At 68.4% G+C, this 26,058-nt stretch carries 25 protein-coding genes, 1 tRNA gene and 1 pseudogene; 18 read left to right on the forward strand and 9 right to left on the reverse strand.

Translation table 11 applies throughout. The annotated features are described in order from the left end of the window. The 7 genes from hypB to hypE form a co-directional block, all read left to right on the forward strand. On the forward strand, window positions 1-559 hold a 559-nt coding region (gene hypB, locus KBY78_RS03710), incomplete at its 5' end, for a hydrogenase nickel incorporation protein HypB (protein ID WP_255142423.1). Further along, the gene (gene hypF, locus KBY78_RS03715) at window positions 556-2,952 is read left to right on the forward strand and encodes a carbamoyltransferase HypF (protein WP_255142424.1); all 2,397 of its coding nucleotides are present in this window, start codon (window positions 556-558) and stop codon (window positions 2,950-2,952) included. The genes hypB and hypF, both read left to right, overlap by 4 nt. Window positions 2,953-2,996: 44 nt before the next feature. After that, a complete protein-coding gene (locus KBY78_RS03720) occupies window positions 2,997-3,206 on the forward strand; it encodes a HypC/HybG/HupF family hydrogenase formation chaperone (RefSeq protein ID WP_006170034.1) in 210 nt (69 codons plus the stop codon). Window positions 3,207-3,236: 30 nt separating this feature from the next. Beyond that, window positions 3,237-6,806 carry a pyruvate:ferredoxin (flavodoxin) oxidoreductase gene (nifJ, locus tag KBY78_RS03725; protein ID WP_255142425.1) on the forward strand — a complete coding sequence of 1,190 codons (3,570 nt, stop codon included), beginning with the start codon at window positions 3,237-3,239 and terminating at the stop codon, window positions 6,804-6,806. After that, complete coding sequence (locus KBY78_RS03730) at window positions 6,803-7,825, forward strand: dihydroorotate dehydrogenase-like protein (RefSeq protein WP_255142426.1); 1,023 nt, start codon at window positions 6,803-6,805, stop codon at window positions 7,823-7,825. Before nifJ ends, KBY78_RS03730 begins: the two co-directional genes overlap by 4 nt. Further along, window positions 7,822-8,937, forward strand: a complete 1,116-nt coding sequence (gene hypD, locus KBY78_RS03735) for a hydrogenase formation protein HypD (protein ID WP_255142427.1) — start codon at window positions 7,822-7,824, stop codon at window positions 8,935-8,937. The genes KBY78_RS03730 and hypD overlap by 4 nt, the downstream gene beginning before the upstream one ends. 3 nt (window positions 8,938-8,940) lie before the next feature. Further along, complete coding sequence (gene hypE, locus KBY78_RS03740) at window positions 8,941-9,972, forward strand: hydrogenase expression/formation protein HypE (protein ID WP_255142429.1); 1,032 nt, start codon at window positions 8,941-8,943, stop codon at window positions 9,970-9,972. Window positions 9,973-10,128: 156 nt separating this feature from the next. Here the strand turns inward: hypE and KBY78_RS03745 are convergent, their stop codons facing one another. The 4 genes from KBY78_RS03745 to KBY78_RS03760 form a co-directional block, all read right to left on the reverse strand. Next, window positions 10,129-10,272 carry a hypothetical protein gene (locus KBY78_RS03745; protein ID WP_006170028.1) on the reverse strand — a complete coding sequence of 48 codons (144 nt, stop codon included), beginning with the start codon at window positions 10,270-10,272 and terminating at the stop codon, window positions 10,129-10,131. Between the two features lie 240 nt (window positions 10,273-10,512). Further along, entirely contained in the window at window positions 10,513-11,520 is a 1,008-nt protein-coding gene (gluQRS, locus tag KBY78_RS03750; protein WP_255142446.1) for a tRNA glutamyl-Q(34) synthetase GluQRS, read from the reverse strand. Window positions 11,521-11,523: 3 nt separating this feature from the next. After that, window positions 11,524-11,799, reverse strand: coding sequence for an HU family DNA-binding protein (locus tag KBY78_RS03755; RefSeq protein ID WP_006170026.1), 276 nt, complete (start codon window positions 11,797-11,799; stop codon window positions 11,524-11,526). Window positions 11,800-12,000: 201 nt separating this feature from the next. After that, window positions 12,001-12,621: an MBL fold metallo-hydrolase gene (locus KBY78_RS03760; protein WP_255142430.1), complete on the reverse strand. Its 621-nt coding sequence runs from the start codon at window positions 12,619-12,621 to the stop codon at window positions 12,001-12,003. A gap of 116 nt (window positions 12,622-12,737) precedes the next feature. Between KBY78_RS03760 and KBY78_RS03765 the strand changes: the two genes are divergently transcribed. The 5 genes from KBY78_RS03765 (at window position 12,738) to KBY78_RS03785 (ending at window position 17,012) form a co-directional block, all read left to right on the forward strand. After that, window positions 12,738-14,813: a glycogen-debranching protein gene (locus KBY78_RS03765; protein ID WP_255142432.1), complete on the forward strand. Its 2,076-nt coding sequence runs from the start codon at window positions 12,738-12,740 to the stop codon at window positions 14,811-14,813. Between the two features lie 279 nt (window positions 14,814-15,092). Further along, a complete protein-coding gene (locus tag KBY78_RS03770; protein ID WP_255142433.1) occupies window positions 15,093-15,656 on the forward strand; it encodes a Fic/DOC family N-terminal domain-containing protein in 564 nt (187 codons plus the stop codon). Window positions 15,657-15,694: 38 nt separating this feature from the next. Further along, window positions 15,695-15,787 carry a Fic family protein gene (locus KBY78_RS03775; protein WP_255142434.1) on the forward strand — a complete coding sequence of 31 codons (93 nt, stop codon included), beginning with the start codon at window positions 15,695-15,697 and terminating at the stop codon, window positions 15,785-15,787. Between the two features lie 5 nt (window positions 15,788-15,792). Then, window positions 15,793-16,035, forward strand: a complete 243-nt coding sequence (locus KBY78_RS03780) for a hypothetical protein (protein ID WP_255142435.1) — start codon at window positions 15,793-15,795, stop codon at window positions 16,033-16,035. A gap of 740 nt (window positions 16,036-16,775) precedes the next feature. Further along, complete coding sequence (locus KBY78_RS03785; RefSeq protein WP_255142436.1) at window positions 16,776-17,012, forward strand: helix-turn-helix domain-containing protein; 237 nt, start codon at window positions 16,776-16,778, stop codon at window positions 17,010-17,012. Between the two features lie 4 nt (window positions 17,013-17,016). On the opposite strand, the gene KBY78_RS03790 is transcribed toward KBY78_RS03785, so the two are convergent. From KBY78_RS03790 to KBY78_RS03800, 3 genes are read right to left on the reverse strand one after another with little or no spacing between them, the layout of a single operon-like run. After that, the gene (locus KBY78_RS03790; protein WP_255142437.1) at window positions 17,017-17,562 is read right to left on the reverse strand and encodes a GNAT family N-acetyltransferase; all 546 of its coding nucleotides are present in this window, start codon (window positions 17,560-17,562) and stop codon (window positions 17,017-17,019) included. A 4-nt stretch (window positions 17,563-17,566) separates the two neighbouring features. Beyond that, the gene (locus KBY78_RS03795) at window positions 17,567-17,887 is read right to left on the reverse strand and encodes a DUF1778 domain-containing protein (RefSeq protein WP_255142438.1); all 321 of its coding nucleotides are present in this window, start codon (window positions 17,885-17,887) and stop codon (window positions 17,567-17,569) included. Window positions 17,888-17,909: 22 nt separating this feature from the next. Continuing rightward, the gene (locus tag KBY78_RS03800; protein ID WP_255142439.1) at window positions 17,910-20,375 is read right to left on the reverse strand and encodes a TOTE conflict system archaeo-eukaryotic primase domain-containing protein; all 2,466 of its coding nucleotides are present in this window, start codon (window positions 20,373-20,375) and stop codon (window positions 17,910-17,912) included. 203 nt (window positions 20,376-20,578) lie between these two features. On the opposite strand from KBY78_RS03800, the gene KBY78_RS03805 reads away from it, so the two are divergent. Both KBY78_RS03805 and KBY78_RS03810 read left to right on the forward strand, forming a co-directional pair. Next, window positions 20,579-21,052, forward strand: coding sequence for a helix-turn-helix domain-containing protein (locus KBY78_RS03805; protein ID WP_255142440.1), 474 nt, complete (start codon window positions 20,579-20,581; stop codon window positions 21,050-21,052). Window positions 21,053-21,191: 139 nt separating this feature from the next. After that, the gene (locus tag KBY78_RS03810; RefSeq protein ID WP_255142441.1) at window positions 21,192-21,623 is read left to right on the forward strand and encodes a hypothetical protein; all 432 of its coding nucleotides are present in this window, start codon (window positions 21,192-21,194) and stop codon (window positions 21,621-21,623) included. Here the strand turns inward: KBY78_RS03810 and KBY78_RS03815 are convergent. After that, window positions 21,605-22,549, reverse strand: coding sequence for a hypothetical protein (locus KBY78_RS03815; protein WP_255142442.1), 945 nt, complete (start codon window positions 22,547-22,549; stop codon window positions 21,605-21,607). The genes KBY78_RS03810 and KBY78_RS03815 overlap by 19 nt on opposite strands. A 481-nt stretch (window positions 22,550-23,030) precedes the next feature. Further along, a tRNA-Gly gene (locus KBY78_RS03820) sits at window positions 23,031-23,101 on the reverse strand. 100 nt (window positions 23,102-23,201) lie between these two features. On the opposite strand from KBY78_RS03820, the gene KBY78_RS03825 reads away from it, so the two are divergent. The 4 genes and pseudogenes from KBY78_RS03825 to KBY78_RS03840 form a co-directional block, all read left to right on the forward strand. Next, window positions 23,202-24,614, forward strand: a complete 1,413-nt coding sequence (locus KBY78_RS03825; protein WP_255142443.1) for an MFS transporter — start codon at window positions 23,202-23,204, stop codon at window positions 24,612-24,614. Then, window positions 24,611-25,360 carry an ABC transporter permease gene (locus tag KBY78_RS03830; RefSeq protein ID WP_255142444.1) on the forward strand — a complete coding sequence of 250 codons (750 nt, stop codon included), beginning with the start codon at window positions 24,611-24,613 and terminating at the stop codon, window positions 25,358-25,360. The genes KBY78_RS03825 and KBY78_RS03830 overlap by 4 nt, the downstream gene beginning before the upstream one ends. A gap of 38 nt (window positions 25,361-25,398) precedes the next feature. Then, on the forward strand, window positions 25,399-25,854 hold the full coding sequence (locus tag KBY78_RS03835; RefSeq protein ID WP_255142445.1) for a DUF3119 family protein: 456 nt from the start codon (window positions 25,399-25,401) through the stop codon (window positions 25,852-25,854). Beyond that, window positions 25,851-26,058, forward strand: a pseudogene (locus KBY78_RS03840) (DUF3086 domain-containing protein); the annotation flags it as partial. The gene KBY78_RS03835 and the pseudogene KBY78_RS03840, both read left to right, overlap by 4 nt.

The following is a 26,058-nucleotide window of genomic DNA, read 5'->3' on the forward strand; positions in this document are numbered from 1 at the left end:
GAACGTGCTCTCGGGCCCGGGCGCCGGCAAGACCGCCCTGCTTGAGCGCCTCGCCCGCCAGTGGGTCCATGGCCCGGTGGGGGTGATCGTGGGTGATCTGGCCACTGACAACGACGCCCGCCGCCTGCGGGCCGCCGGCGCCCGCGCCATTCAGATCCAGACCGGTGACCTCTGCCATCTCGAAGCCTCCCTGGTGAATCGAGCCTTCGATCAGCTCGACACAGGCGGGATGGAGCTGCTGCTGATCGAGAACGTGGGCAATCTGGTCTGCCCCACCGCCTTCGATCTGGGCGAGCGGCAGCGGCTGGCGCTGCTCTCGGTGACGGAAGGGGAGGACAAGCCACTCAAGTACCCGGCCCTGTTCCAGTCGGCCGATGTGGTGGTGATCAACAAAGTTGACCTGGCTGAAGCCGTGGGCTTCGATCGCTCCCAGGCACTCGCGAACATTGCCGGGGTGGCGCCCCAGGCGAGGATTTTCGAGCTCTCGGCCCGCACCGGCGCCGGCATGGAGCCGCTGCTGCACTGGCTGAGCCACCAGCGCCAGGGAGCGCCGGTGTGATCAGCCGCCTGCGGCTGGAGATCGAGGGTCTGGTGCAGGGGGTGGGCTTCCGGCCGCTGGTGGCGCGGCTGGCGCGGGAGCTGGGCCTCTCGGGCCAGGTGTTCAACACCGGTGCCGGGGTGCTGCTGGAGCTGCAGGGGCCCGCTGAAGCGATCGCCACCCTGCTGCAACGGCTGCGACAGCAGCTCCCGGCCCACAGCCGTATCGATCGGATCCGCCGCCACCGGCGCCCCCTGGTGGATGGAGAAGCCGGGTTCGAGATCCAGGCGGCGCCCATGGAGTCCCCTGGAGGCAAGCGCGAGGACACCTCCGTGCGCTGGGCCCTGATCCAGCCGGATCTGGCCCCCTGCCCGGCCTGCCGCGCCGAGCTCCATGACCCCGCCAACCGCCGCTGCGGCTACGCCTTGATCAGCTGCGTCCACTGCGGTCCCCGCTACAGCCTGATGGGGGCGTTGCCCTTCGATCGGGCCCACACCAGCCTGGCGGCGTTTGCGCTCTGCCCCGCCTGCCAGGCCGAGTACGACGATCCGAGCGATCGCCGCTGCCATGCCCAGACGATCGCCTGCCCCCTCTGCGGACCGCGCCTGAGCTGGTGGGACACCGGCGGCCAGCGGCTCAGCGACCCCCGCCGCCCCCATCTCTCGGGACCCAGTCCCTGCCTGCAGGCGGCCGCGGCCGCCCTGAAGGCGAACCGGACCGTGGCCCTCAAGGGGGTCGGCGGCTTCCAGCTGCTGGTGCGGGCCCGCTGCCAGGCGGCGGTGGCCGAGCTGCGGCGGCGCAAGGGCCGCCCTGAGAAACCCCTGGCGGTGATGGCCCCAGACCTGGCCTGGGTGCGGCGCCACTGCCACCTGAACCGGCCCGAAGCCCAGCTGCTCGGCTCCCCGGCGGCGCCGATCGTGCTGCTGCGCCGCCGCGGGGAGGCCGGAGTGTGCGACGCCGTGGCCCCCGGCAACCCCTGGCTGGGAGTGATGCTGCCCTCCAGTCCCCTGCACCTGTTGCTGCTGGAGCTGCTGGGAGAGCCGTTGGTGGCCACCAGCGGCAACCGCTCGGGGGAACCGCTCAGTCACGACGAGACCAAAGCCCTGCAAGAGCTGGCCGGCCTGGCCGATGGCTTCCTGGTGCACGACAGGCCCATCCTCAACCCGGTGGATGATTCCATCGTCCAGGTGGTCTGCGGCGAGCCGATGCTGCTGCGCCATGCCCGCGGCTACGCGCCCACCGCCGTGGATCTGCCCTCCGGGGGTGAGCCTGGAGTGGATCCTCAGACGCAGGCCCCCACCGGCGAGGTGGCGATGGGTGGGCAGCTCAAGAGCGCCCTGGCCCTTGGTTGGGGCCGGCGCGCACTGCTGGGTCCCCACCTCGGCGATCTCGACAGCGCCGCAGGCGAAGCCCACCTCCGCCGCAGCCTCGATGCCGCTCTGGCACGCCACGGCCTGCGTCCCGCCGGCTACGCCGTCGATCAGCACCGTGGCTACGGCTCCCACCGGATCGGCCTCGAGCTGGCGGCCGCCAATGGCTGCCCAGTGCCGTTGGGGGTGCAGCACCACCATGCCCACCTGCTGGCCTGCCTGGCGGAGCATGGCCTCGCCCCTCCCCAGGTGGGAGTGGCCTGGGACGGGGCCGGTCAGGGCAGTGACGGCACCCTCTGGGGTGGGGAAGTGCTGCGGCTCGAGCAGTCCGGCTTCAGGGCCGAGGCACGCCTGCGGCCCTTCCCCCTGCCCGGGGCGGAGCGGGCGATGCGGGAACCTCGGCGGGCAGCCCTGGGACTGCTCTTCGCCGCCGGGGGATCGGAAGGGCTGGATCGGGCCACCGGCACGCCCTCTATGGCGGCATTCAGCGCCGAGGAGCGGCAGGTGCTCTCGCGGATGCTGCAACAGGGGCTGCAGAGCCCGTGGTGCTCCAGCGTGGGTCGCCTGTTCGACGCGGTGGCCTCCCTGCTGGGCCTGCAGCAGCGCTGCAGCTTCGAAGGCCAGGCGGCGCTGAAGCTGGAAGCGGCGGCCAGCCACGCCGGCACCGCCGGGCGGAGGCGCTACGCACTGGTGCTGCGCACCCACACAGAACCGGGCAGCGGAAGCGAGCCCTGGTTGCTCGACTGGCACCCCCTGTTGCAGGACCTGATCGAAGATCAGCGCAGGGGAGTGGCACCGGAGGCCATCGCCCTGGCCTTCCACCAGGCCCTGGCCGACGCGCTGGTGGCCCTGGCGGTGCAGCTGGACCTGGAGCGGCTGCTGCTGGGTGGCGGCTGCTTCCAGAACCGGTTGTTGCTCGCCCTGGCGGTGAAGGGCCTGCGGCGCGCTGGCATCGAGCCGCTCTGGCCCCGGCGGATTCCCTGCAACGACGGCGGCCTCGCCCTGGGACAGCTGATGGCGGTCAGCCTCGGCCGCTCTGGCTAGAACCGGGGAAGGCCCGCGGGGGCCACGCCCTGACGGAGGGTCCGATGTGTCTGGCCATAGCGGGGGAGCTGATCCGGATCGAGGATCGCCGACCAGCGGATCGTCCCGAGGAGGACCCCGCCCTGTGGCGCATGGGCCTGGTGGAGTTCTCGGGCGTGCGCCGCGAGGTGAGCCTGGCCTGTGTGCCCGAGGCGGTTGTGGGCGACCAGCTGCTGGTGCACGTGGGCTTCGCCCTGAGCATCGTCCAACCCTGAGGAGGTGATCCTCATGGCGGAGCTGAGAGCATGACCCGGGCAACCCTTGATGGCAACGAAGCGGTGGCCCGCGTCGCCTACCGGCTCAACGAGGTGATGGCGATCTATCCGATCACGCCGGCCTCGCCGATGGGGGAATGGGCCGATGGCTGGGCTGCCGAGGGTCGGCCGAACCTCTGGGGGACGGTGCCCCGGGTGGTGGAGATGCAGAGTGAGGGCGGGGCCGCGGGTGTGTTGCACGGCGCCTTGCAGGCCGGTGCACTCACCACCACCTTCACCGCCTCCCAGGGGTTGCTGCTGATGCTGCCCAACCTCTACAAGATCGCCGGGGAGCTCACGGCCACCGTGGTTCACGTGGCGTCCCGCGCCCTCGCGGGCCAGGCCCTCTCGATCTTCGGTGACCACAGCGACGTGATGGCCGTGCGCGGCACGGGCTGCGCCCTGCTCTGTTCGTCCTCGGTGCAGGAGACCGGTGATTTCGCCGCCATCGCCAGCCTGGCCAGCCTGCGCAGCCGCCTGCCCGTGGTGCACTTCTTCGACGGCTTCCGCACCTCCCACGAACTGCAGACGGTTGAGCTGATCGAGGACGACCTGCTGCGCGCGCTGATCCCCGAAGAGCTGATCACCGCCCACCGCGGGCGCGGGCTCAGCCCCGATCACCCGGTGATCCGCGGCACCAGCCAGAACCCCGACGTGGCCTTCCAGGCCCGTGAGGCCGCCAATCCGTTCCACGACGCCGCACCCGGCCTGGTGCAGGAGGCGATGGACGCCTTCGCCGCCCTGAGCGGACGCGCCTATGAGCTCTTTGAGTACCACGGCCATCCAGAGGCCGAACGGGTGCTGGTGCTGATGGGGTCGGGCTGCGAAACGGCCCATGAGACCGTCGACGCGCTCACGGCCAGCGGCACCAGGGTGGGGGTGCTGAAGGTGCGGCTGTATCGGCCGTTCGATGGCGCTCGCCTGCTGCGGGCCCTGCCGGCCACGACCCGGTCGATCGCGGTGCTCGATCGCTGCAAGGAACCGGGCAGCGGCGGCGAGCCCCTCTACCTCGATGTCTCCAATGCCCTGCGCGAGGGCTGGACGGGCTCACCCCTGCCGCGCCTGCTGGGCGGCCGCTACGGCCTGGCCTCGAAGGAGTTCACGCCGGCCATGGTGCGGGCGGTGTTCGCGGCCCTGGAGCGACCCGACAGCCCCAACCCCTTCACCGTCGGCATCGACGACGACGTGACCCACCGCTCTCTGCCGCTGGAGGACGACAGCGGCAGGGATGCTGACCACCCAGCCGGCGGCGACCCAGGCGCGCCCTTCGCCGCAATCCTGTATGGACTCGGCTCCGACGGCACGGTGGGGGCCAGCAAGTCCACCATCAAGATCATCGGGGCGGCCACCGCGCTGCACGCCCAGGGCTACTTCGTCTACGACTCCAAGAAGTCGGGGGCGGTCACGGTCTCCCACCTGCGCTTCGGACCGGAGCCGATCCGCTCCACCCACCTGGTGCGCCAGGCCCACCTGGTGGCCTGCCACCACTGGGACTTTCTCGAGCGCTTCGATCTGCTGGCGGAAGCCCTGCCAGGGGGCACCCTGCTGTTGAACAGCCCCTGGCCGGCGGAGCAGGTGTGGCCGCGGCTGCCCCGGGCGGTGCAGGAGCGGATCGTCGAGCGGGATCTCAAGGTGCTGGCGATCGAGGCCTCGTCGATCGCCCGGGAGCTCGGTCTGGGGGGGCGGATCAACACCGTGATGCAGGTGGCCTTCTTCGCCGCCGCCGGGGTGATGCCGCAGGAGCAGGCCCTCGAGGCGATCCGCGGCGCGATCCGCCACAGCTACGGCGGCAAGGGCGAGCGGGTGGTGCGCAGCAATCTGGCGGCCGTGGACACGGCCCTGAGCCGCCTGAAGCCGGTGCCGATCGGTGCGGTGGGCGAGACGGCAGGGACCGAGCGGGAGGCACGGCCGGACCCCCTGGCGTCAGCACCGGCATGGGTGCATGAGCTGATCGCGCCGCAGCTGGCACGCCAGGGGGACCGCCTGCCCGTGAGTGCCCTGCCTCCGGATGGCACCTTCGCCTCCGGCACGGCCCGCTGGGAGAAGCGCAACATCGCCGAATCGGTCCCGGTGTGGGACGACGACATCTGCGTGCAATGCGGCAAGTGCGTGATGGTCTGTCCCCACGCCGCGATCCGGGCCAAGGTGGTCGAGCCGGCTGCCCTGGCGGACGCACCGGAGGGCTTCGCGAGCACGGCCGCCCGTGACCCCCACTGGAGCGGCCTCAGCTTCACCCTGCAGGTGGCCGGCGAAGACTGCACCGGCTGCGGTCTCTGCGTGGAGGTCTGCCCGGCCCGCGACCGCACCGAGCCGCGGCACAAGGCGATCAACATGGCCCCGCAACGCCCCTTGCGGGAGAAGCTGCGCAGTCACTGGGACTACGCCCTGGGCCTGCCCAGCCCGGACCGGCGCGACCTCGACCTCCGCCACATCCGCCAGCAGCAGCTGCAGGAGCCCCTGTTCGAGTTCTCCGGCGCCTGCGGTGGCTGCGGCGAGACCCCCTACATCAAGCTCGCCAGCCAGCTGTTCGGTGACCGCATGGTGGTGGCCAACGCCACCGGCTGCTCCTCGATCTACGGCGGCAACCTGCCCACCACCCCCTGGAGTGCCAATGGTGAAGGCCGAGGCCCCGCCTGGAGCAACTCCCTGTTCGAGGACAACGCCGAATTCGGTCTCGGCTTCCGTCTTGCCTTCGACCAGCGCCGGGCGATGGCGCAGCAGCTGCTGCACGAGCTCGCCGCCGGGAGCGGGGCCTGGGTGCCGGCGGCGCTGGCAACGGCCCTGATCGAGGCGGATCAGAGCGACGAAGCGGGCATCCACGAGCAGCGGCTGCGGGTGGCGGAGCTGCGCTCCCTGCTGGAGCCCTCCCGCGCCGAGGCCGCCCGCACCCTGCTCTCCCTGGCCGACGATCTGGTCAAGCGGAGCGTCTGGTTGATCGGAGGCGACGGCTGGGCCTACGACATCGGCTCCGCCGGCATCGACCACGTGCTGGCCAGCGGCGCCGACGTCAACATCCTGGTGCTCGACACCGAGGTGTACTCCAACACCGGCGGCCAGATGTCGAAGGCCACCCCCCTGGGCGCCGTGGCCAAGTTCGCCAGCGGCGGCAAGACCACCGCCAAGAAGGATCTGGGGCTGATGGCGATGTCCTACGGCCACGTCTACGTAGCCAGCGTGGCGATGGGCGCCCGCGACGAGCACACCCTCAGGGCCTTCCTGGAGGCCGAATCCTTCCCGGGTCCCTCGCTGATCCTGGCCTACTCCCACTGCATCGCCCATGGCATCGACATGGCCCAGGGCATGACGCAGCAGAAGCGGGCGGTGGACTCCGGGCGCTGGCTGCTCTACCGTCACGACCCCCGCCGCGCCGAGCGGGGCGAGAACCCCCTGATCCTGGATTCGCGGGCCCCGACGCTGCCGATGGCGGAAGCGATGGCCAGCGAGAACCGGTTCCGCCTGCTGACCTACAGCCATCCGGATCAGGCACGGACCCTCACCCACCAGGCCCAGCAGGAGGCCCGCCAGCGCTGGGAGCGCTACGAGCGGATGGCGGAACCATGAGCGGCCCCGACCTCAGCAGCCATTACCTCGGCCTGCCCCTGGCCTCCCCCCTCGTGGTGGGAGCCGCCGCCCCCCTGAGCGGCGGCCCCGACCACATCCCGCGCCTGGCCGAGGCCGGGGCTGCGGCGGTGGTGCTCCACTCCCTCTTCCTGGAGCAGATCGAGCGCGACTGGCAGGACTGGGAGCACCATCGGCATCAGGGCAGCGAGAGTTACCCCGAAGCCCTCAGCTATCAGCCCAACCTCGAGCCCCGTCACCTTGGGGTTGAGGGGTATCTCCACGAGATCGAAACCGCCCGACGGCGGGTCGATATCCCCATCATCGCCAGCCTCAACGGCACGGAGGAGGGGCACTGGGGAGAGATCGCCCGGGCGGTGGAGCAGGCCGGGGCCGCGGCGATCGAGCTCAATCTCTATGCGGTCCCCACCGACCGGAGCCTGGACGCCAACGCCATGGAAGCGGCCCAGGTGGAGATCGTGCGCAGCGTCTGCACCGCCACCAGCCTGCCCGTGGCGGTGAAGCTCAGCCCTTACTACACCAATCTCAGCCACCTGGCCCATCAACTGCAGGCCGCCGGAGCCCGCGCCCTGGTGCTGTTCAACCGCTTCTACCAGCCCGACATCGACATCGAGACCCTTGAGCCTCGCGCGAACCTGCTGCTCAGTTCAGCGGCGGATCAGCGGCTTCCCCTGCGCTGGATCGCCCTGTTGCACGGGCGGGTTCCCCTGGAGTTCGCCGCCAGCGGCGGCATCAGCCATGGCACCGACGTGGTGCGGATGCTGATGGTGGGCGCCAGTGTGACGATGGTGGTGTCGGCGCTGCTGCGCCACGGCCCGCAGCACCTCCAGACGCTGACCGCCGAGTTGAGCCACTGGCTGGAGGAGCATGGCCATGGCTCCGCCCGGGAACTGCTGGGTTGCATGAGCCAGCAGCGCTGCCCCGACCCCGCCAGCTTCGAGCGGGCCCAGTACCTGCGGGCCATCTCCGCTGATCCGATGGGCATGGCCTGGGGTCCATGAGCGGCAGCCCCCTCCACCGTCAGCGGCAGCAGGTGCAGCGGCTGCTCGACGCGCTGCACGCCGAGATCAGCAGGAGCTGGACGCTGATGGAGGTCTGCGGCGGCCAGACCCACGCGATCCTGCGCCACGGCCTCGATCAGCTGATCCCCCCGCAGCTGGAGCTGATCCATGGGCCCGGTTGTCCGGTCTGCGTCACTGCGGCGGAGACGATCGACCGGGCCCTGCAGCTGGCGGCCCTGCCGGAGGTGATCCTCTGCTCCTACGGCGACATGTTGCGGGTGCCGGGAACGGGCCCTTCCCACCTGCTCGAAGCCCGCGCCAGCGGAGCCGACGTGCGCGTGGTGACCGCCCCCCTCGACGTGCTGGCTCTGGCGAGGTCTCATCCCGAGCGGCAGGTGGTGTTCTTCGCGGTGGGCTTCGAAACCACCGCCCCGGCCACCGCCCTGCTCGCCCACCAGGCCTGGAGCAGTGGCGCAAGGAACCTCAGCCTGCTGGTGTCACACGTGAGGGTGCCACCGGCGATGGAGGCGATCCTGGCCGCGCCGGAAGGCCGTGTGCAGGGCTTTCTGGCCGCGGGTCATGTCTGCACCGTGATGGGCAGCCAGGAGTACGTGCCGATCGCGGCGCGTTACGGGGTGCCGATCGTGATCAGCGGCTTCGAACCGCACGACCTGCTGGAGGGGATGCTGCGAGCCGTACGGCAGCTGGAGCACGGCAAGGCCCGGGTGGAGGATGCTTACCCACGGGCCGGCGCGGGGGAGGGCAATGCCTCCGCCCGCGCCCTGATCGCGCAAGTGTTCACCACCTGCGACCAGCACTGGCGCGGCCTTGGGGTGCTGCCCGGCAGCGGGCTGTGTCTGCGCCCTCCCTACGACAGTCTCGACGCGGCACGGCGCTTCCCGTCGGCGGCCCGGCCGGGCACCGACACCGACACCGACACCGACACCGACACCGAGGGTTGCATCAGCGGCCTGGTGCTGCAGGGGCTGGCCCGCCCGAATGCCTGTCCCCGCTTCGGCCAGGGCTGCACACCCGAGCGCCCCCTGGGAGCCCCGATGGTGTCGGCGGAAGGGGCCTGCGCCGCCTACTGGCGCTACCGCTCCCGGAGCTGATCCATGGCCGCACCGCTGGACTTCCCCTGTCCCATCAGTGCCGATGACGGCGCGGTGGTTCTGCTCGGCCACGGGGGCGGTGGGCTACTCAGCCAGCGGCTGCTGGAGCAGGTGATCCTGCCGTCCCTGGGAGCCACAGACGGCGTGCTGCTCGACGCCGCCAGCCTGACGACAGAGGCCGGAGAGCTGGCCTTCAGCACCGACGGTCATGTGGTGCGGCCCCTGGAGTTTCCTGGCGGTGACATCGGCGCACTGGCGGTGTTCGGCACCGTCAACGATCTGGCGATGCTGGGGGCCACACCCCTGGCCCTCAGCCTCGGCCTGATCCTGGAGGAAGGGCTGCCCCTGAGCACCCTGAGCCGGGTGCTGAGCTCCGCCGCTGCCGCCGCGGCCCGCTGTGGTGTGTCGGTGGTCACGGGAGACACCAAGGTGGTGGAGAGGGGCAAGGCCGACGGCCTGTTCATTACCACCGCTGGGATCGGACGGATTCCTGCCGGCGTGTCGATCGGGCCGTCCGCGATCCGCAGCGGCGACGCGATCCTGGTGAGTGGCGACCTGGGCCGCCACGGCCTGGCCATCCTGGCGGCCCGGGAGGAGCTGGGATTCAGCACCAGCCTGGAGAGTGATCTGGCCCCGCTGCACGGCAGCGTCCAGGCGTTGCTGACAGCCGGCCTGGAGCTGCATGCCCTGCGCGACCTCACCCGTGGTGGACTGGCGGCCGCCCTACATGAGCTCTGCCGCGACGCCGGCCTGGGGGGCCTGGTGCACGAGGCGGTGGTACCGGTCCATGCCGCCGTGGCCGCGGCCTGCGAGCTGCTGGGCCTCGATCCGCTCACCATGGCCAGCGAGGGGCGCTTCGTGATGATGTTGCCCGCGTCTCAGGCACAGGATGCCCTGGAACTGCTGCGCCACGAGCAGTCGAGCGCCGCGGTCATCGGCCGGATCGGAGGGGAGGCGTTGCTGCTGGAAACCTCCCTGGGGGTGCGCCGCCCCCTGGAGCTGGGCCGGGGCGAATTGTTGCCCCGAATCTGCTGAGGGCCAGGGGCACCTGGTGGCTGGGATGATGGGGTCTGTTCCCTTGAGCAGTCATGTACACCGACTGGACCGCCGTGATCCTGCTGCTGCTCACCGCCTTGCCCCTGGGGGTGGTGGTGGCCACAGCGGCCTTCTTCATCTGGCGCCAGAAAAAACTCAGGCAGCGCTGATGTCGCGGGGGGCGGCCAGATGATCAGCAAGGCTGCCCTGGCCGAGGCAGTCAAGGCAGGTGCGGAAGCTGTGCCCGCCTAGGCGCAGCACTCCACTGCCACCACAGTGGCTGCAGCGCTTGGAAACCATCTGTGCTGAGCCGCTCACCGACGTGGACGGACGGGCTGGATGGGTGAGAACGTGGGGATAGGACTCGGGAGCACGAAGATCGGAGGCTGCCTCAAGTGCGCCGGGGAAAGACACCACCACCCGTGGCGGAACTCCTTCACGATCTGGATGTTTTTGAGAGAAGCGCTCCGGACTGACGAGACGTTCCGGACTGGAGCTGGACACGGAAATGCTCCGGTGCGTAGTTGATCAGTCTGATCTCTAAGTCGGGCATTTGATCCCGAAACCTTCCTTAAGAGTTCCCAGCCCTTCGGCCCCTCGACGCAGCTGAACCTGCAGGCTCGCAAGATCCATCTCCTGCAGCAACTCCGCCGCGCTCAGGCGGCTGCCGGCGGGCACCAGCTCCAGGCTGGCCGCCATCCGGCCGATCACCGCCGCCGCATCGAGCCCCTCCTGCCGCAGGGGCTCCAGCCCCAGAGCCGCCTGCCGCTTGGCCAGCCGCTGCCCACGCTCATCCAGCCAGAGGGGCACATGCCAAGAGGTGGCAAACGGCCGCCCCAACCGCTCGCTCACCGCCACCTGCGGCGCCGTGGAACGCCAGAGGTCAGCGCCCCGCACCACGGTGGTCACCGCCAGCAGCAGGTCGTCCACGGCTGAGGTGAGGTGATAGGCGAGGAAGCCATCAGCCCGGCGGAGCACCACATCGCCAACCTGCGTGGCCGCCTCCAGACAGCCCTCGGGACCGATCTCCTCCCGCCAGCGCAAGAGTCCAGGCTCCAGTCTCATTCGCCAGCTGGGCAGCCGGCCCTGCCGAGGCCCCCAGCCCACGGCCTGATCCCGGCAGGTGCCCGGATAGAGCGGCCAGCCGCCGTGGGGGGCAGAGAGATCCGCCAGCATCCGGCGGCTGCAGCGGCAGGGATAGAGGGCCCCGCCGCGGCGAAACGCCGAAAGCACCGACGCATAAAACCCCGTGCGCTCGCTCTGGCGCAGCGGCTGTCCATCCCAGGTGATCCCCAGCCAGCTCAGATCGGCCTCGATCGCCTCGATCGCCCCCGGGCGCTGGCGCGGGAGGTCGAGGTCGTCGTGGCGCAACAGAAAGCGGCCACCGCTCAGGCGGGCCTGCAACCAGGCCAGCAGGGCCGTGCGCAGGTTGCCCAGGTGTAACGGGCCGCTCGGGGATGGGGCGAACCGCCCCGTGGGTCCCTGGAGGCGGCGCCGGTCGGCCGCCTCGATCAGGTGTTCGAGCCGGGAAGGGAGGGGAAGCCCCAGGGCTCAGCTCTGGACCTTGTCCTTGAACTGCTTGCCGGCCGTGAAGGCCGGCACGCGCTTGGCGGGGATCTTGATCTTTTCGCCGGTCTTGGGGTTGAGGCCCTGGCGGGCGGAGCGCTCGCGGGCCTCGAAGGAGCCGAAGCCCAGAATCGAAACCTTCTTGCCTTCCACGACGGAGTCGACGATCGTCTCGATCGCGGCGTCGACGACCTTGGACACTTCGGTCTTGGTCAATTCGGTGCGAACCGCAACGAGGTTGACGAGATCAGCTTTGTTCATCGGGGGCGAAAACCTTCAGGAGAATGCGGGAGCTGGGCGGAGCGGAAAAACACCCTCTCGCCGGCGCCGGAACGGTACAGCGCGCCAATCGTATGGGGGAAGGGCGGTCCGGGCAACCAAAAACCCCGTCTGAACAACGGTTTGGGGCCGAATCAGCCCCGAACGCACCCATTCCGGCCCCATCGGCCGCCCAGCGGAGCCTCAGGGACGATCCAGCAGGCCATCCAGCAGAGCGCGGCCTCCGTCGATCAGCTTCTCCCCGTGCAGGGCCCCCAGACCCGCTCCGCTGGCGATCCAACGGGGGGAACCGGGCGGCAGCCAGCGGACCAGGGCTTCGAGACTGCGCCCCTGCCGGCCCCAGTGAAAGGTGCGGGCCGTGCGTAGCGGACGGGCCGCACCAGGAGCACTCGGCACCAGGAGGCGGCCGCAGAAGAGCACGTCGAGATCCCCGGCCGCGTGGACCACGCAGGCCCCCGGGGTGGTCCCCGGCGTCCAGAGCACCCGTACACCCCCGCCCAGATCGAGTGCATCACCGAAGGGACGCAGGTCCGCCACGCCGGGCAGGAGATAGGCCTCCTGCTCCTGGAGCCGCACCGGCCAGCCCAGCGCCTCCTGCCAGCGGCGGCAACGGCCATGGCCCTCGCGGCTGGTGAGCAAGATCGTGCCGCCACTGGCACGGCGCAGAGCGGCAAGGTTGGCGGCGGTGTAGGCCGGCACATCGATCAGCAGCGGCGCCTGGCCCGGAGGCGCCAGCAGCCAGGAGGTCCCACCCAGGCTGTCGCGGTTGGGGGCGAACACCCATAGACCGGGGAGCACGGGCATGGGAGGACGCCCCCCCTCCAGGGTCCTCTCGCCACTGTCCTCCGCTGGCATGAACGCCTCCCGAGGACCATCGCCCCTGCGCAGCACTAGCTTGAAGCGTGAGGTGACCCGAGTCCTTGTCTTCGATCCAGCTCGGACATCCCTGGCCCCTCGGGGCAGCGCTCACCGCCCGGGGGGTGAATTTCTCCCTGGTGGCCCCATCGGCCTCGCGAGTGGAGCTGCTGCTGTTTGCCCGTGGAAGCTCGCCTGAGCCCTTCCGGATCATTCCCCTGGATCTGCGCCATCGCTCCGGCGACCACTGGCATGTGGAAGTTGAGGGGATCGGCGCCGGCACCTGCTATGGCTACCGCGTCTATGGGCCTCTCCACCCCGGGGGCCACGGCTTCAACCCGTCGAAGGTGCTGCTTGATCCCTGCGCCAGGGCGATCAGCGGCTGGGATGTCTACCGCCGCGGTGACGCCATCGGCGCCATCCCCAACACCGCCGCCTGCCTGAAGGGGGTGGTCACGGAGCGGGATCACTTCGATTTCGTGGCCGCGCCGAGGCCCCGCCACAGCTGGCAGACCACGGTGATCTACGAGCTGCATGTGGGCGGGCTCAGCCGGGGCCAGGGCAGCCCCGTGGCCCCCGAGCGCCAGGGCAGCCTGCTGGGCGTGATCGACTGCCTGCCCTACCTGCGGAGCCTGGGCGTCACCGCCCTGGAATTGCTGCCGGTGATGGCCTTCGATCCCCAGGACGCCCCCCACGGGCGCCAGAACTACTGGGGCTACAGCCCCCTGAGCTGGATGGCGCCCCACCAGGGCTATCTGGTGGGCGACGACCCGCTGGCGGGGCGCCAGCAGGTGCGTCAGCTGGTCACCGCCTGCCACCAGGCCGGAATAGAGGTGCTGCTCGACGTGGTTTACAACCACACCAGCGAAGGCAACCAGGCCGGGCCGACCCTGAGCTGGCGCGGACTGGCGGACCGCCTCTACTACCACCAGAACAGCCGGGGCGACTACCTGGATGTCACCGGCTGCGGCAACACCATCGCCGCCAACCGCCCCCTGGCGCGGCGGCTGCTGCTGGAATCGATGCGCTGCTGGGCCCTGGAGTTGGGCATCGACGGCTTCCGCTTCGATCTCGGCATCGCCCTCAGCCGCGGCGAGGAGCTGGCCCCGCTCGACAAACCGCCCCTGTTCGAGGAGATCGAGGCCGACCCCGAACTGAGCGACCTCAAGCTGGTGAGCGAACCCTGGGATTGCGGCGGTCTCTACCGGCTCAATGATTTCCCGGCGCGGCGCATGGGCACCTGGAACGGCCGCTTCCGCGACGACGTGCGCCGCTTCTGGAAAGGGGACGACAACGGCAGCTGGTTGATGGCCCAGAGGCTCTCAGGCAGCCCTGATCTCTACGGCGGCAAACCGGCCACGGCAGGCCGCAGCATCACCTTCATCACCGCCCACGACGGCTTCACGCTCGCCGACCTGGTCAGCTACGACCGCAAGCACAACCTGGCCAACGGCGAGGACAACCGCGACGGCGACAACCACAACAACAGCTGGAACCACGGGGTGGAGGGGCCCTGCAGCGATCCTGATGTCAACGCGCTGCGCAACCGCCAGATCCGCAACCTGCTGACCACCCTGCTGCTGGCGCCGGGAGTGCCGATGCTGCTGATGGGCGATGAGGTGCGCCGCAGCCAGGGGGGGAACAACAACACCTGGTGCCAGAACAACCCTCTGGGCTGGATGCACTGGCGCCCCGATGAGGACGACAGGAGCCTGCGACGGTTCGTGACCCGCCTGGTGCGGCTGCGTCGCCGGCTGGACGGCCTGCTCAATCCCGAGATCCCCCATGCCGACGCCCCGCCATCCAGGCCCGGCGAGCGGGACCTGATCTGGCGCGAATGGCACGGGGTGAAACTTCTCCAGCCCGACTGGGGCAGCTGGTCCCACAGCCTGGCCTGGAGCCTGCACGACTTGCGCCATGGCCCCCTGCTCTGGTGCGGCATGAACGCTTACTACCAGCCGATGACCTTCCAGCTGCCCGAGGCCGCTGGGGGCTGGCAGCTGGTGATCGACACCGGCCAGGCGGAGGGCGACGGGCTGGCCGAGCGCCCCTCAGCCTGGGGGGCCTCCGAGGCCCCCCTCAGGGGCCGCAGCCTGATGCTGCTGCTGTCGCCCCATCTGATCGAGGCGACGGGGGGTTGAAACAGGAAGCGGGCGGCGGGAATCGAACCCGCATCATCAGTTTGGAAGGCTGAACCATGAATCATCCAGTCTCATTGCACTGTCTGACTTCATCAACAAGCAAAACGCGCTATGCGAGATGTTTGGTGAGATGTTTTGCCTCCGGAAGCCCTTGGCGGCAGAGGGACGGGCGAGACGGCTGGCCAGGGATCCACGAGTCGCCCCGGCCCTTATTCAAGGAATTCCGCTCTGTCTTGAATAAGTTCAAGATGTATTCAAGGTTCGCCCCAGGGAGGCTCCATGCGGCGCGACGCCACCGGGCGCTACGAGATCACCAGCACCGCCGGGGAAGCTGTGCGGGCCTTCGTGCCGGCGCCGCTGCAACCAAAGCCGCCTGTGGTGCTGGAAGGGCCGCTGCAGACCCTGCATGAGCAGGCCCTTCTGGCCTGCGGTCGCCTGGATGGGGTCTCATCCCTGCTCCCCGATCCAGAGCTGTTCCTCTACGCCTACGTACGGCGGGAAGCCTTGCTCTCCTCCCAGATCGAAGGCACCCAGTCATCCCTCTCCGATCTGCTGCTGTTTGAACTGGAAGAAGCACCCGGCGTTCCGTTCGATGACGTGGTGGAGGTCTCCAGTTACGTGGCAGGGCTGGAGCACGGCCTGACCAGGCATGCGGAAGGATTCCCGCTGTCCTCACGGCTGCTGCGGGAAATCCACGCCCGGCTGCTGGCCCGGGGTCGCTGCGCCGATCGGCTGCCTGGGGAGTTCCGGCGCAGTCAGAACTGGATCGGCGGCACCCGGCCGGGCAACGCCAGCTTCGTGCCTCCGCCACCGGGGTTGGTGGAGGACTGCATGGCCGCGTAGGAGCAGTTCATTCATGGGGCGAGCACGCCCTGCCGGTGATGGTGCGCGCCGCCCTGGCCCACGTGCAGTTCAAGACGATCCACCCGTTCCTCGACGGCAACGGCCGCCTTGGCCGGCTACTGATCGTCTGATACTGATGGGGCTCGGCCGCTCCGGGGTGAGTGTGCAGTTGTGCTACAGAACCCTGCGCCGACGACCGCTCACCAGCATCAACCAGCTCAGGGAGTTGAGCGGTCTGAGTTTTCCAACAGCCAGCAAGGCAATCGAAACCCTGGTGGGCCTCGGCATCGCCCGGGAAATCACTGGAGGGCGTCGAAATCGGCTGTTCGCCTATGACGCCTATCTGGCGATTCTTAGTGAAGGCACCGAACCGCTCTGATCACTTGATCACTCTGCCTAACCCCCGATCTGAATTCAGGCACTGACTGAGGCCGGGGCAGGCACCCTAGGGCTCCGAAGCCGGTGCTGGGGGTGGCGGGCAGGGGGAGGGAGGGATGCCCCAGGTTTGCTCGCGCGTCTGCGCGGGCGCTGGTCGATTCAGCCCGGATCTGATGGTCTTGATCATCAGCGAGCCGGGGCCGCTGCGGATGGATTTACTTTGATCAGATCCATTGCCCAGCAGCGGTTTTGCGGAGCTAAAAGTGCATTTGTATTGATAGAGCAAAGGTCACACCAAAGGCCCCGAGCCCATCGCCTGCGGCAACGTCATCCCCTGATCTCGCCATCACCACCGCACTCTCGCCAGCGGCGAGATACCCCGATCAGTTGTCACCTACGGCCACTGATTCCATAGCTCTTTGTATTCCTTCCAGGCCTGCTGTGGCCCCATCAGCGCGTTGCCGCAGAGCTGCTGGCCTGCAGTGGCGGCCGGCTGGTCCATCTGCTGCTACATGGCGGAGCCCGCGGAGCCGATGCTGCCATTGCCCGTGCCGCCGGTCCGATCCGCAATCGGGAGCTGCTCGAGCTGGCCGAGGCCAGGTCTTACCGCGAGGAGTTCGGAGAAGAACCCCCGCGCCGCCAACAGTTTGTTGACGGGGCCCCGCGCCAGGTCAAGAGCTATCGCCGCTCATGGTTGATCGAGACCCTCAAGCGCTTCCGCGCCCAGCTGACAGGGGGCTGATGGACACGCCGACAGCGTCTTCCCGCCAGCGGGTCTGGGTCACAACGGCAGAAGCCTGCGCTGCTCTGGGGATGAGCCGCGAGATCCTCCGCCAGTTGAGGCTGCGGGGGGTGCTCACCCCCGGCAAGCACTACCGACGCTGGGGCTGCACCCAGGGCCGGGGCCCACTTCAGTGGCACCTCGAGAACGTGGAAGCCACGATCACGGGCTGGAGCAGCAAACATCTGCGCCTCTGATGCCTTATCCGCCCGATTGAAGAGATGGAAGGGCACTCAGGGAGATGAACAATCGCTCCGGTCGTCCTGGCAAGGGCCGGAAGCCCATCGACGCGTAGAAGCTGTGGAGGCGTGCGCGTTCCGCTTCTCCAGCAGCACCCGCCACATCGAGCAACATCAGCCTCACACCCAGGATCTGCCCCGCCCGTTGGCACTGCTGCATGGCATCCACCAGCAGGATGCGCCCCAGTCCCTTTCCCTGCTGTCTCCCATCGACAGCGAGGTGACTGAGAAAAACGCCTGGGATCAGGTTCGAGCGCGGTGCCCGCGGGGCAGCCTCGGAAGGCACATCGGCCACGCCAATGGCATGGGCATTGATGGCGTAGAAGCCCAGGCAGGCCCGAGGTTCGTCGGCCTGGGCGGCGTCAGTGGCGACGTAGAGCCGGGTGTAGCCATCACGCTGCTGGCGCTTGGCGGTGCGGCGCAGAAAGTTGTCCTGGCTGTCGCTGCCGCAGCGGAAGTCCTTGGTGTCGTGCAGGCCAGGGTCAAAGGCTTCGATCCGATACGCCACCGGGTCAGGGGCGCACAACCTGTTGCTGGTGCAGCTGCCAAGCCTCCAGCAGGGCGGGCGCTTGCGTGGTCTCTTCGTCGAGGGCGGCGAGCAGGGCCTGGTGATCGCCCTGGCTGAGGAGGGTCTGCTGCCTGCCACTGAGCAGCTCCTGGGCGCGTGCATACGCCGACATCACCACGAAGGCGGAGGCCTCGATTCCCATCAGATCAGCCGCCGCCTCAATGCTGGCCTTCACCGAAGGCTTGGTGCGCTGGTCCATCCGAGCGGAGCGGGGCTCGTCGATCGCTTCGATCGCCGCATGGAGCGCGGTCTCGACCGGTGACATGGCACACCAGGGAGCAACTTCATCATTGTACGGGACATGGCCGTACATGGCCGGCGTCTGAGATGGGCTGCCGCGTCGAGGTCAGCTCGTACCCCATCGCCCGATAGCCCCGCAGCCTCCGCTCCCACATGCGTTGCGGCACCGGATGGCCGAGATCGAGCCAGTCGATGATGCGGACGCTGGTCTTGCCGCTCTGCTGCCGGTGCAGCCGGCCGGCGTATTGCTGCAGCGTGCCTTTCCAGGACACGGGCATCGCCAGCAGCAGGGTGTCGAGCGGCGGATGGTCGAATCCTTCCCCCACAAGTCGCCCGGTGGCCAGCACGATGCGGGGCGCCTCAGGAGGCAGCTGCTCCAGCGCGGCCAGGGTGGCGCTGCGCTGGCGTGCGCTCAGGCGACCATGCAGCAGAAACAGGTTTGGCACCTGCTCGGCCAGCGCGCCGGCGATCGCTGTGATGTGGTCCGTCCGCTCGCTCAGCAGCAGCAGCTTGCGACCATCACCCCAGCAAGTCAGCGCCGCCGCCACAATCTGATCGGTTCGGTGTTGGTCTTCCGCCAGCCGGCGCATCAGCTCCTGGATCGGCAGATCGGCGGGTAGTGCTGGGAGCTGATGGGTGCGGCTCACCAGTTCCAGGGTCTGGGGCGCCCCGGCAGTTCGCTGGGCGGTGTGGCGAATGGGGCCGCACTGCATGAACAGGATCGGCTGCAGGCCGTCCCGGCGCACCAGGGTGGCCGACAGCCCCAGCACGTGGCGGGCCTTCACCTGCCTGAGGATCGTTTCAAAGGAGGCGGCGGCGATGTGGTGGCATTCGTCGACGATCACCTGCCCGTAGCCCTGCACCACAGGGCTCACCTCTCCCTTCCGCACCAGCGACTGCATGACGGCGATGTCGAGTTGGCCGGTGGGCTTGGCTTTGCCACCACCGATGCAACCGATCGCCTCAGGAGCGACATCCAGGAAGGCTTGGAGCCGCTCCTGCCATTGGCGCAGCAGCTCAGCCCGATGCACCAGCACCAGGGAGTTGACCCCGCGGCGCGCCAGGATCGCTGCTGCCACAACCGTTTTCCCGAAGGCCGTCGGTGCCTGCAGCACGCCGATGTCATGGCGCAGCATCGCGTCCACGGCGGTCTCCTGGTCATCGCGAAGTTGGCCCGTGAACACCAGCTCCAGCGGTGAGCCGTTTTGCCGTTCATCCACCAGATCGAAGCCGATGCCCAGCTCCTGCAGCAGGGTCTGCACGGGCTCCAGGCAGCCCCGCGGCAGGGCAATGTGCTGGGGAAAGTTCTCGGCACAGCCGATCACCCGCGGCTTGTCCCACACCGACAGGCGCATCGCCTGAGCCTTGTAGAAGGCAGGGTTTGCGAAGGCGGCGAGGCGGATCAGGCGATTGAGCAGTGGCTGCGGCAGGCCCGAGCGCTCCACATAGAGGCGATCAGCCAGGGTGAGCGTGAGGGAGGTGGGCAGCGGTCCCCTGAGCCGCGATAGCGGCACCGCTGCCTTCCAGGGAGTCGCCAGGTCCTCCTCGTCGATGAACGCCAGATCGAGGGGATGGGCACCGCCCGTGGCGCTCTGGATCAAGGTCTGCAGCCCCGCCACCGACAACCTCTGCAGGGTTGCCAGATAGGCCCACTGATCGGGATAGGGCTTCAGGCCGTCATCCACGAACACGCTGCAACCCCGCTGCCGGGCTTCCTTCTGCAGCGGCAGGGCGATCAGGTTGCCGAAGCCCCCCTTGGGCATGCTGTCCTGATTGGGGAAGAGCCGGTCGTAGGAGCTCAGCTGCAATTGACGTGACGCGGCGCAGGTGTGACTGATCAGGGCTGCCCCGAGCTGACGGGCCTCTCGGGCCGGTACCGCCTCCTCGAAGAACACCCACCCATGGGCGCCCTCCCCGGAACGGGAAATCTCCAGTGCGGCCGGCACCGCCAGCTCCAGGCAGGAGCGCAGAAAGGCCCTTGCGTCCTCGCGCCAGTCCTGCTCATCGAAATCCACCGCCAACAGATGACAGGTGTCGTTCTCCAGCAGGGGGTAGAGGCCGAGGGTGTGTTCGCCGGCCAGATGGCCGTAGATCGCCGCATCGGTGAGGGGCAACAGCTTCCGGTGATGGCAGTCGCGGCAGCTGATCCTGGGCTTCTCGCAGACGCCGGGTTGCCATTCATTGGCGCAGGCCGGTGCATACCCCGAGCGCCCGCTGCTGCGGCTCTGCCAGCGCTGGGCAGCCTGTCGGTAGCCAGCATTGCGCTCCCGCTTACCCACCGCCACGACAAGGACCGGCACCTTCGTGTGATCCCGAACCTCGACCACCAGGCGGAAGCCCGCGGCGCGGAGCTTGATCTTGATGCGATCACTGCAGCCCCGCATCCTGCTGGCGGGAATCCGCGGCTCGATCAGCCGTTCGGCCAGCTTCTTCTTGAACTGCTCCCAGACTCCAGATGTGAGCCGCCGCCATTCCCGCAGCGCCTCGGGATGCAAGGCGAGCGCAAAGCTCATCAAGGCTGACCCGCCTTGGCTCCTGGCCGTCCGCCAGCCGGGCATCGGCAATGCGGCCCTGCTCCAGGTCTTCCACCAGATTCATCAGCTGCTCGTGGGCCTTGGCCGGCAATCAATGGAACGCAGGCCCACCGCACTTGCAGATGCTGCGGATGCTGCGATTATTTCGATTACTGTGCGAGTGGCCTCTCCCCCCGTTGCCCATGGCCGTCGCGCTCCCCAGCTCCATTGAGCCCGTGGTTCCCACAGCCGAGGCGGCTGAGGCCGCAGGAGCAAGCCTGCGCGACCTCGCTCGCTTTCGTGCCAGCCATGGCCTGCGTCAAGCCTGCCTCTCTCTGGAGCTGGAAGGCGGCCAGCGCGCATCCGTTCCCATCCCGGCTGCGGTGCTGGAGTTGCTGCGGGGAATCCTGGTGCAGATGGCCCAGGGCAATGCCGTCACCTTGGTGCCGGTACACGCCGAGCTCACGACGCAGCAGGCCGCTGATCTGCTGAACGTGTCGCGGCCCTTCCTGATCGAGCGCCTGACGCAAGGGGAGATCCCCTTCCGCAAGGTCGGCACCCATCGGCGCATCCGCCTGGCCGACTTGATGGCCTACAAGCACGCCATCGATCAGCAGCGTGCCGCGGCCCTCGATGAGTTGGCTGCCCAGGCCCAGGAGCTGGGACTGGGCTACTGAGGTGAATCGCTTCACCGTCGTCTACGACGCTTGCGTTCTCTATCCAGCGCCACTCCGCGATCTGTTGATGCGGATGGCACTCACCGATCTCTAGCGGGCCCGCTGGAGCAACCAGATTCACGACGAGTGGATCAACGCTGTGCTGCGGAACCGGCCTGATCTCTCCAGACAGCAGCTGGAGCGCACCCGCTCGCTGATGAATGCTCACGTGCGTGATGCGCTAGTCGATGGCCATCAGCCCCTGATTCCAGGCCTGGAGTTATCACACCCGGATGATCGCCATGTTCTGACTGCCGGCATCAAGTGCGGAGCCGATCTGATCATCACCGTCAACCTGGATGACTTCCCGGATCACGCCCTGGCGAGCTATGGCCGTGGCGCCTGCCATCCCGACCCATTTCTGGTGGATCAGTTGAACCTGGATGCCGAACAGGTCTGCATGGCGATGCGGCAGCACCGGGCCAGCCTCAAGAACCCACCCAAAACAGTCGAGGAGCATCTGGAAACCCTGGAGGAACAAGGGTTGAGCAGGTTCTCGCAGGCCGTGCGGCATTACGCCGCTGAGATCTGAATGCGTAGCCCCTGGACCAGCCGTTGCTCGGCCTTGGCGAAGGCGTCATCCACCACGTCATCCCCGCGCCAGCGGCTATAGGCCGCCAGGTGGGTCTGCACGCTGTGCCCCATCGCCGCGGCCACCACCTTGGGAGGCAGGTCGCAGATCACGTGGGCCCGGTGGGCGTCGCCATGCCGGCAGGAGTAGGGCACGAGCTTCTCGCCCTTGGCCTCGTACTCACGCCGTAGCTCCTTCCAGAGCGGTCGGTTCATCAGGTAATGGCCCACGTAGCCACCGCCCAGGCCGGGCTGCATGGGCGGTGGCTCCTGGGTTGGGAAGCGTTCCTCGAGGCGCAAGCCATCTGCCCAGTCGTCGCAGGGCAGCGGCCGCAACACCCTTGGCCGCGTCTTGCCGCGGGAGGCGACCTTCTCGTACATGCACCACAGCCGACCCTGGCGGATTTGCAGATGTTGGAGCTCCACCGGGCGCAGTCCGTAGGCCGCCATCAGCTGAAAGGCAAAGCGCCAGCGCGCATCTGGGATGGCCCGCACCAACGCAAGGATGTGCTCCACCTCCAAGGGCGTCGTGATGGCTTTCGTCGCACGCGATCTCCCCACGAACACCGCCAAGTCCTGAGGCGGCTCCCAGTCCTCGCCCAGCCGCCGCTCCGCCAAGGCCCAACGCAGTAAGGCGGCGGTCGACTGAATCTGGATCTGGCGGGTGCGCCCGCCCGGCTTGTCCGCCCAGATCCTGGCCAGGGTCTCCAGCAGCTGCTTGGCGTTCTGCGGCGGGGCCGTCACAGCTACGGCGCCGAGCACGTGGTGCATGTGGTGCCGGTAGACCCGATGCCAGGTCGACGGCTTGATCTCGCCACTGATCAGCTTGTGCTCCCGGAAAGCACCGATCAGCTCTTCCCAGTCCCCCGGGGCAAGCACAGCCGCCATTCCCCTGAGCCTGGGTCGACCGGGGTGGCCTGTCTGCGGACTGCGGCCTGCACCCGCCTCACCTTCTGCTCCCCTCGATCCATCCGCACGGGGCATGCGTGCAACGCACGCATCGGGCTCGATGCCCTGCTGGAACTCCTCATAGACTTGAACCACCGCATCACGGATCTGGTCGATCTGATCGCACTCCCACGGAATGGGCAGGAGCACCTGTCGGCGCCTGCCCCGCCCAGTCCCTGCAGCAATGTTCAGCCGCGCATGACCGCGGTGATTGAGCACCGTCCATCCACGGCGGCACCCCTTCTGAGACAGGGCATGAGACACCACCGCCCTGATCGTGGCCTCCCAGTCACGTGCCGCCGGCATGTGAGAAGTTTCATCCCACAGCCTGGCACGGCCAAACAGGCGCTGGCAAAAGCTGAAAGCCCTAACGCTAGTCGAAGCAAGGGCTTCTGGCCGAAAACACTGATTGAGAACAGGAAGCGGGCGGCGGGAATCGAACCCGCATCATCAGCTTGGAAGGCTGAGGTTTTACCACTAAACTACGCCCGCACCAGTACAAGCGTACCGTCGGTGAGCGCCCATCCTGGCCCCAACGACCACGACAAACGCTTGCCTGCAGCATTATGACCTGCGCCTGGGACAGCCCTTCTTGACCTCCACTGAGACCACGCTGAACCCCCAGGCGCCCACACCTGTCAGCGATGCCTCCAGCCTCAGCGGCGCAGCCCGCCAGCGGATGCTCTGGTCCTACAGCCTCGGCGACGCCGGCACCGGCATGGCGGCCACCCTGCTCGGGTTCTACCTGTTCGTCTTCTACACCGGGGTGGCGGGGCTGCCGGCCTGGATGGCGGGCCTGGTGCTGATGGTGATCAAGGTCTGGGACGGCATCAACGACCCGATCGTTGGCTTCCTCAGCGACCACACCAAGAGCCGCTGGGGGCCACGCATTCCCTGGATCGCCTTCAGCGCCGTGCCCCTCGGGCTGAGCATGGCGGCGATGTGGTGGGTACCCCCCGGCAACGACTGGCAGAAGTTCGTCGTCTTCGTGCTGATCCAGCTGGTGGCGATGGGGCTGTACACCTGCGTCAATCTGCCCTATTCGGCCCTGGCCTGTGAGCTCACGACCGACACTCCCCTGCGAACCCGGCTCAACGCCCTTCGCTTCACCGGATCGATCATCGCCGGCCTGAGCGGGCTGGTGCTGGGAGCCCTGCTGGTGGGGGGTGGCGCCGAGGGCTACCTGCGCATGGGCCTGATCTCAGGGGTCCTGATCACCGTCACCAGCCTGATCTGCGCCTGGGGGCTGGCCCCCTTCGCCCGCCACTGCCAACGCCCCAGCGGCCATCCCGAACCGATCCGCAAGCAACTGAGGCGGATCAGCCGCAACGGCCGCTTCCTGCGGGTGCTGGCGCTCTACCTGCTGCTCTGGTGCGCTCTGCAACTCATGCAACCGGTGTCGCTGATCTTCCTCACGGTGGTGATGCGCATCCCCGAGAGCTGGAGCACCTGGATTCTGATTCCCTTCCAGCTCAGTGCCCTGGCGGGCCTGCAGCTCTGGAGCTGGGTGGCCTACTGGCACGGACGGGTCCATGCCCTGCGCTGGGGGGTGGGGCTCTGGATGGTGGGATGCATGGCGGCGATGGTGCTGGTGCCGCTCAACCCGGAGATCTCCCCCACCGGTTCGGCCGGCAACCTGCTGAATCTCTCGTTGCTGGTGAGCACGATCATTCTGGTTGGTCTTGGAGCCGCCACCGCGTACCTGATCCCCTGGGCCCTGCTGCCTGATGCCATCGATGCCGATCCCGACAAACCCGCCGGCCTTTACACCGCCTGGATGGTGATCACCCAGAAGCTGGGGATCGGCATGGCGGTGTTCGCACTCGGCAACGTCCTCAGCTTCAGCGGCTACAAGGCCGCCAAAGGGCTGCTTCAGCCCGACTCGGCCCTGCTGACGATCCGGCTATGCATGGGCATCATCCCGGTGGTGCTGATCGTAGTGGGGCTGGTGGTGATGCGCCGCTGGCCGGAGCGCCGCCGCCACCGGCCGGCACTGCAACCATGAGGATTCCCCGCTACATCCACCGGCTGGGCAGCAGTGTCATGATCGGCGGGCAGTCGATCTCCGCCCTGGCCAAGGGCCGCATCAACCTCAACGATCTGTTCGAGCAGATGCTGGAAGCCGGACCTGGAAGCTTCCTGATCGTGATCATCACGGCCCTGGCCGCCGGCACTGTGTTCAATATTCAGGTGGCGGCGGAGCTGACCCGCCAGGGGGCAGGCTTCTCCGTGGGCGGCATCCTCGCGCTGGGACTGGCCCGGGAGATCGCCCCACTCCTCACCGCCACCCTGCTCACCGGGAAAGTGGCCACGGCCTATGCCGCCCAGCTGGGCACGATGAAGGTGACTGAGCAGATCGACGCGATCACGATGCTGCGCACCGATCCGGTGGAATACCTGGTGGTGCCCCGCGTGCTGGCGATGGTGGTGATGGCTCCGGTGCAGTGCCTGCTGTTCTTTGTGCTGGGGATCTGGTCGGGCCAGGTGAGCAGCACCTTCCTCTATTCGATTCCCCCCACGGTGTTCTGGAACTCTGTGCGCACCTGGATGGAGCCTTCCGACCTGCCCTCGATGCTGGTGAAGGCCCTGGTCTTCGGCCTGCAGATCGCGGTGATCGCCTGCGGCTGGGGCCTCACCACCCGGGGCGGCCCTAAGGAGGTGGGCACCAGCACCACCGGCGCCGTGGTGATGATCCTGGTGACGGTGAGCCTGGTGGATGTAGTCCTCACCCAGGTGCTCTTCGGGACCTGAGCTGGTCAACGGGGGGGCAGGCGCTGCAGCATGGAGGGATGACCACTCCCACGAGCCTTTCCAGCAACGAGCCGGCGGGCAGCGAGCCCCTAGCCCCCAGCGGTCCCGATCCGGCAGCCGGGGTGATCCTGGCTCCCCGTCCGTGGGTGCCCCTGGGCGTGATCGCCCTGGGACTGGCGCTGCTGTCCCTCCAGCGTGCCTGGAGCTGGACCCCGATCGCCGCCGGGGTGGTGGGGCTGCTCGGGCTGTTCCTGCTGGTGCAGACCCTGCTGCTGCGGCTGCAGTTCAGCGGTGATGCCCTGCTGGTGTGGAGCCGCTCCAGCCTGCTGCGTCGCTTCCCCTACAGCGAATGGATCGGCTGGACCGTGTTCTGGGGACCCCTGCCGGTGCTGTTCTATTTCCGTGAAGCGCGGAGTCCCCACCTGCTGCCGGTGCTCTTTGATGCCACCGCCCTGCGCCAGCAGCTGGATCTCCACCTGAGCGGCCTGCCATGAGCGACATCCCCCCCCCAACAGAGTCCGGATCCGAGCCGCTGCCCCAGCCCGAGCCGGCCACCCGCGATGAGCTGCTGGAGCTCGCCCTGCTCGACCTGCGTGAGCGCCGAGCGGCCCTTCTGAGCGAGATCGAGGGCCTGGAGCAGCGGCGGCGGCAGCTGGAAACCGATCTCAACGGCAGCCTCAGCGGTCGTGCCGTCGGCA

Source organism: Synechococcus sp. EJ6-Ellesmere, from assembly GCF_024345875.1.
Taxonomy (GTDB): domain Bacteria; phylum Cyanobacteriota; class Cyanobacteriia; order PCC-6307; family Cyanobiaceae; genus Regnicoccus_A; species Regnicoccus_A antarcticus.